At 61.0% G+C, this 213-nt stretch carries 1 protein-coding gene; it reads left to right on the top strand.

Annotated features, from left to right (window positions below; all coding sequences use genetic code 11):
- The coding region (locus tag ACM0OP_RS24565; RefSeq protein ID WP_414531008.1) for a hypothetical protein at window positions 1–181 on the top strand (181 nt) is incomplete at its 5' end.
- Between the last annotated feature and the right edge of the window lie 32 nt (window positions 182–213).

Here is a 213-nt window from a genome sequence, read left to right as displayed (position 1 = left end):
CAATACCAGTGGCTTCAACGGTGTTCTCTGGGACAAGACTACGAAGCGTTGGAAGGCCTACATCGGCGGCGCTCAGCGCACACACGTGGGTTTCTTCGACACCCCAGAAGCTGCGGCCGCGGCGAGAAAAGCCGCCCAACAACGCCTCGGCTTCCACCCGAACCATGGAGATCAGCGATGAGTGCCAATCCCCAACCCAAGATCACGCCCGCG

This window comes from Nodularia chucula CCY0103 (assembly GCF_963923915.1).
Taxonomy (GTDB): domain Bacteria; phylum Cyanobacteriota; class Cyanobacteriia; order Cyanobacteriales; family Nostocaceae; genus Nodularia; species Nodularia chucula.
Note: the sequence above shows the minus strand (reverse complement) of the source record. Positions and strands in the feature narration are given on the sequence as shown.